At 63.3% G+C, this 4078-nt stretch carries 5 protein-coding genes; 3 read left to right on the forward strand and 2 right to left on the reverse strand.

The features are described 5' to 3' along the window. On the forward strand, window positions 1-627 hold a 627-nt coding region (locus tag EN893_RS21995; protein ID WP_128361773.1), incomplete at its 5' end, for a DMT family transporter. Window positions 628-640: 13 nt separating this feature from the next. Here the strand turns inward: EN893_RS21995 and EN893_RS22000 are convergent. Then, window positions 641-1240 carry a winged helix DNA-binding protein gene (locus tag EN893_RS22000; RefSeq protein ID WP_245457021.1) on the reverse strand — a complete coding sequence of 200 codons (600 nt, stop codon included), beginning with the start codon at window positions 1238-1240 and terminating at the stop codon, window positions 641-643. Between the two features lie 107 nt (window positions 1241-1347). Between EN893_RS22000 and EN893_RS22005 the strand changes: the two genes are divergently transcribed. Continuing rightward, the gene (locus tag EN893_RS22005) at window positions 1348-2472 is read left to right on the forward strand and encodes an LLM class flavin-dependent oxidoreductase (RefSeq protein WP_127271358.1); all 1125 of its coding nucleotides are present in this window, start codon (window positions 1348-1350) and stop codon (window positions 2470-2472) included. A gap of 11 nt (window positions 2473-2483) precedes the next feature. Next, window positions 2484-3002 (forward strand): flavin reductase family protein, encoded by a 519-nt coding sequence (locus tag EN893_RS22010; RefSeq protein ID WP_127271356.1) that lies wholly within the window; start codon window positions 2484-2486, stop codon window positions 3000-3002. 20 nt (window positions 3003-3022) lie between these two features. Here EN893_RS22010 and ubiG read toward each other — a convergent pair whose 3' ends face one another. After that, window positions 3023-3772, reverse strand: coding sequence for a bifunctional 2-polyprenyl-6-hydroxyphenol methylase/3-demethylubiquinol 3-O-methyltransferase UbiG (ubiG, locus tag EN893_RS22015; protein ID WP_023811162.1), 750 nt, complete (start codon window positions 3770-3772; stop codon window positions 3023-3025). Between the last annotated feature and the right edge of the window lie 306 nt (window positions 3773-4078).

Genomic DNA, 4078 nt, shown 5'->3' on the forward strand with positions numbered 1-4078 from the left:
GGCTACACCGGCATCATGTTCACCCTGTCGCCTGTCATCACACTGGTGTTCTCGATCCTGTTGCGTGTCCGGCGCCCCAACATGCTGGGCATTGTCGGCATCGCCGTCGGCTTCGTCGGCGCCGTCATGGTCGCGGTGACGCGCGGCGAGGCCGGCCAGCCGGCCGATTTGTTCTGGGTGGCGATGGGGTTGCTCGTTCCGGTCAGCCTTGCCGCCGGCAACATCTACCGCACGGTCGACTGGCCGGACGGCACCGGCCCGATCGAGCTTGCCGTCGGCAGCCATCTGGCGTCGGCGGCGATGCTGCTTGCCGGCATTCTCCTCCTGTTCGGCGGCGAGGCTTTCGCGCCACTCGGCGGCGTGCCGCTGGTGGTGGTCGCGCAGGTTGCGTCGGCATCGGCGATGTTCGCCTTCTTCTTCCGGCTGCAGGCGGTTGGCGGTCCGGTCTATCTCAGCCAGATCGGTTATGTGGCGGCGGCCGTCGGCCTGTTTGCCGGAACCATCTTCCTCGGCGAGCACTATCAGCTGCTGACCTGGGCGGGCGCGGTCATCATCACCGCGGGCGTGTTCATCACCACCAGGGCACAAAGCCAGACCGGCACGAAGCTGCAAAGGCAGGCGGCGTAAGTGCTTTCGCGCCTCAGCCGGCGTCGGTTTCGTTCTCTTCGCCACCGGGTTCCGGCCTTGGGTGCCGGCGGCGATGAGTGGCCGCGGCGCGGGCCGCCTGTTCGTAGATGCCGGTCATCAGCTCCAGTGTGCGCGCCGCTTCCTCGAGCTTGGCCGCCATCTCCGGGACGCGTGTCACCGCTTCGATGAGCAGGACGGACCGGATGTCGGCATAGCGTTCGGTGACTCGAAACCCAAGCGGCGTGACCTCGTAGGTGACGCCGGCCCTGCCGCTGCCGGTTCGCTTGACCAGGCCGCCCTTGAGCAATTTGCGCAGGCTGTACTGGATGTTGGGGATGTCGTCTCTGTTGGTCATCTGCGCCAGGTCGCGGACGCTCTTTGGCCGGTCGTTCATCCTGATGATGTGAAGCAGCGCATTTTCCGGCCCGCTGGCGGAAAACTCGATCACCGTCGCCAGGCATTCCGCCTGCCAGTGGCCGAACGCCTCGTAGGAGCGCATCAGCGCATATTCGATTTCGGCGACGTCGATTTCGAGCGGCGTCCGCGCCAGATGCCAGCCGCGATCCAGCAGCTTGGCTTGTGTTTCCAATGGTTTGCGCCGGTCGTTCATCATGTCTCCCCGCCCGGCAGCATGCGCCGATCCGGCCGATTGCGTCCATATGATTTTATGATAGACTTTCTATTATAAAATATAACCTAAAAATGAGGAGAACGCGACCGATGAGCATGCTCGACAAGACCGCAGCCAACGCACAGCCCTTCTTTCTAGGGACCTTCGCTTCCAATTGTTCCGGCGGCATGACCGTCACCAAGGTTCCCGAACGATGGGTCAGTTCCTGGGACAACAATCTGCGGCTGGCGCATCTGCTCGACGACGCCGGTATCGATTTCATGCTGCCGATCGCCCGCTGGATCGGCTATGGGGGCGAGACCAATTTCCACGGCAACGTGCTGGAGACGATCACCTGGGCCGCAGGGCTCCTAGCGCTCACCCGCAACATCACGGTTTTCGCCACCACCCACACGGCGGCCAATCACCCTGTCGTCGTCGCCAAGCAATTGGCGACGATCGACCAGATCAGCCGCGGCCGTATCGGCCTCAACATCGTCGCCGGCTGGAACAAGCCGGAATATGAAGCGCTCGGGCTGACGCTGCCCGACGATCACATCACACGCTACGGCTACGCACAGGAATGGTTCGACATCGTCAGGGCGCTGTGGGATCGCACCGAGGCGTTCGACTGGGACGGCACCTATTTCAAGCTGAAGAACGTGCTTGGCGATCCGCGGCCGTCGGCGCGCCTGCCGATCCTCAACGCCGCCGGCTCGGAAGAAGGGCGCAAATTCGCTGTCCGCAATGCGGACTTCCTGTTCACGCCGGCAATCGATCTGTCACGCTCCAGGGACGAGATCGCCGCGCTGAAGCAACAGGCGGTCGCCGCCGGCAGCACTGTCGACGTGCTGACCTTTGCCCATGTCGTCTGCCGGCCGACCGAGAAGGAAGCGAAGGATTATCTCGAGCATTTCGCCCGCGCCAATGCCGACTGGGCAGCCGTCGACAATCTGGTGAAGCTGCAATTTGCGCATGCGCAGTCGTTCCCGCATGACCTCCTGGCGCTCATCCGCGATCGGATGGCGGCGGGCCATGGCGGCTTCCCGCTCACCGGCACGGCCGAACAGGTCGCTGATGGGATCACCGCCTTGCACGAGGCCGGATTTCGCGGCTCGACGCTGTCCTTCGTCGACTATGTCGAGGAATTCCCGTATTTTCGCGACACCGTCCTGCCTATCCTCGAACAGCGGGGCATCCGTATCGCAGCGGCCGCCATGCAGTCGGCGGCCTAGGAGCAACCCCCATGACCGAACCAACGACTTCGGAGGCAAATCCTGTCGGTGTCGCGGATTTTCGGGCCGCGATGCGGCTGATCGTCGGCAATGTCAGCGTCATCACCGCTGGCACCGGCGAGGATCGCTCCGGCCTGGTGGTCATTTCGGTCGTCTCGCTGTCGGCCGAGCCGCCCAAGGTGATCGCCTGCGTCAACAGGTCGTCGTCGACCTGGCCGGTGATCGAACGCTACCGGCATTTCGGCGTCAATTCGCTTGGCCCCCAGCATCAGCGCGTGGCCGAGCGGTTCTCCGGCTTTGGCGGCATCAAGGGCAAGGACCGCTATGAGGGCGCCGAATGGATGACGCTCAAGACCGGAGCTTTACTGCTTTCGGACGCGGTGGCCGCGTTCGACTGCAGCCTCGACGAGATGATCGATCGCGGCACGCATTCCATCGTCATCGGCTCGGTCGAGGCCGTGCGCACCCACGATGCCGGCCAGGCGCTGATCTACTGGCGCGGCGGCTACAGGCCGCTGAAATCTGAATAAGGCCAGAATTCAGAATAAGATCAGACCGAGCCTTTTTCCGCCAGGACCATGTAGTTGACGTCCATGTCCTTCGACCGCGCCCAGCGGTCGGCCAGCGGGTTGTAGGTGACGCCGGTGCGGTCGATGATGGTCAGGCCGGCGCCGCCCAGCGCCTTTTCGAGCTCTTCCGGGCGCACCAGCTTGCCGAACTGATGGGTGCCGCGCGGTAGCCAGCGCAGCACATATTCGGCGCCGATGATGGCTAAGCCCAGCGCCTTCAGCGTGCGGTTGATGGTGGCCACGAACATGATGCCGCCGGGCCGCACCATCTCGCCGCATTTGGCGACGAACAGGTCGATGTCGGCGACATGCTCGACCACTTCCATGTTGAGGATGACGTCGAATTTCTCGCCGGCGTCGGCAAGGTCCTCGGCCGTCGTGGCGCGATAGTCGACGCTGACATTGCCCTCGGCGGCGTGCAGCTTGGCCACTTCGATGTTGGTTTCGGAGGCATCCGCGCCCACGACTTCGGCGCCAAGCCGCGCCATCGGCTCGCACAGAAGTCCGCCGCCACAGCCGATGTCGAGGATGCGCAGGCCCTCGAAAGGCCTTGCAGCGCGTGGGTCACGGCCGAAGCGCGTCGCTATCTGGTCGCGGATATAGGCCAACCGGACCGGATTGAATTTGTGCAGGGGACGGAACTTGCCGTTCGGGTTCCACCATTCGGCGGCAAGGGCGGAAAAGCGTTCCACTTCTCCGGCATCGATTGTCGATCGTCGGGGCTCTGGCATGGGTTGGTCTCCTCGACACTACAGCGCCGCACGTCCTCTTGGACGCGCAAAGGACGCTGTAGCACTTTAGATTCTGCGCATGATCCTTTCCGAAATCGACTTCGATTTCGGGGTCGTGCGCTAGGAAGTCGGGCGTGAGGCCGCGAATGTCAAGGCAACAATTTTCCTCTGCCGGCAGGGACCCGGATTCTGTCAGGGCATGTCAGCTGAAGCGCGCCGCGGTGAAACACAATTGGCCTGGCGGGCGAAGGAATACATCATCGTTTTGAATTCGAAGGAGGTGACGATGACAGCAATGACGGCTTC

This window comes from Mesorhizobium sp. M7A.F.Ca.CA.004.04.2.1 (assembly GCF_004022825.1).
Classification (GTDB): Bacteria; Pseudomonadota; Alphaproteobacteria; order Rhizobiales; family Rhizobiaceae; genus Mesorhizobium.

Coding starts and splice junctions, on each gene's coding strand:
- ubiG (WP_023811162.1), bottom strand. CDS start 3,772: ATGCCAGAGCCCCGACGATCGACAATCGATGCCGGAGAAGTGGAACGC.
- EN893_RS22000 (WP_245457021.1), bottom strand. CDS start 1,240: ATGATGAACGACCGGCGCAAACCATTGGAAACACAAGCCAAGCTGCTG.
- EN893_RS22005 (WP_127271358.1), top strand. CDS start 1,348: ATGAGCATGCTCGACAAGACCGCAGCCAACGCACAGCCCTTCTTTCTA.
- EN893_RS22010 (WP_127271356.1), top strand. CDS start 2,484: ATGACCGAACCAACGACTTCGGAGGCAAATCCTGTCGGTGTCGCGGAT.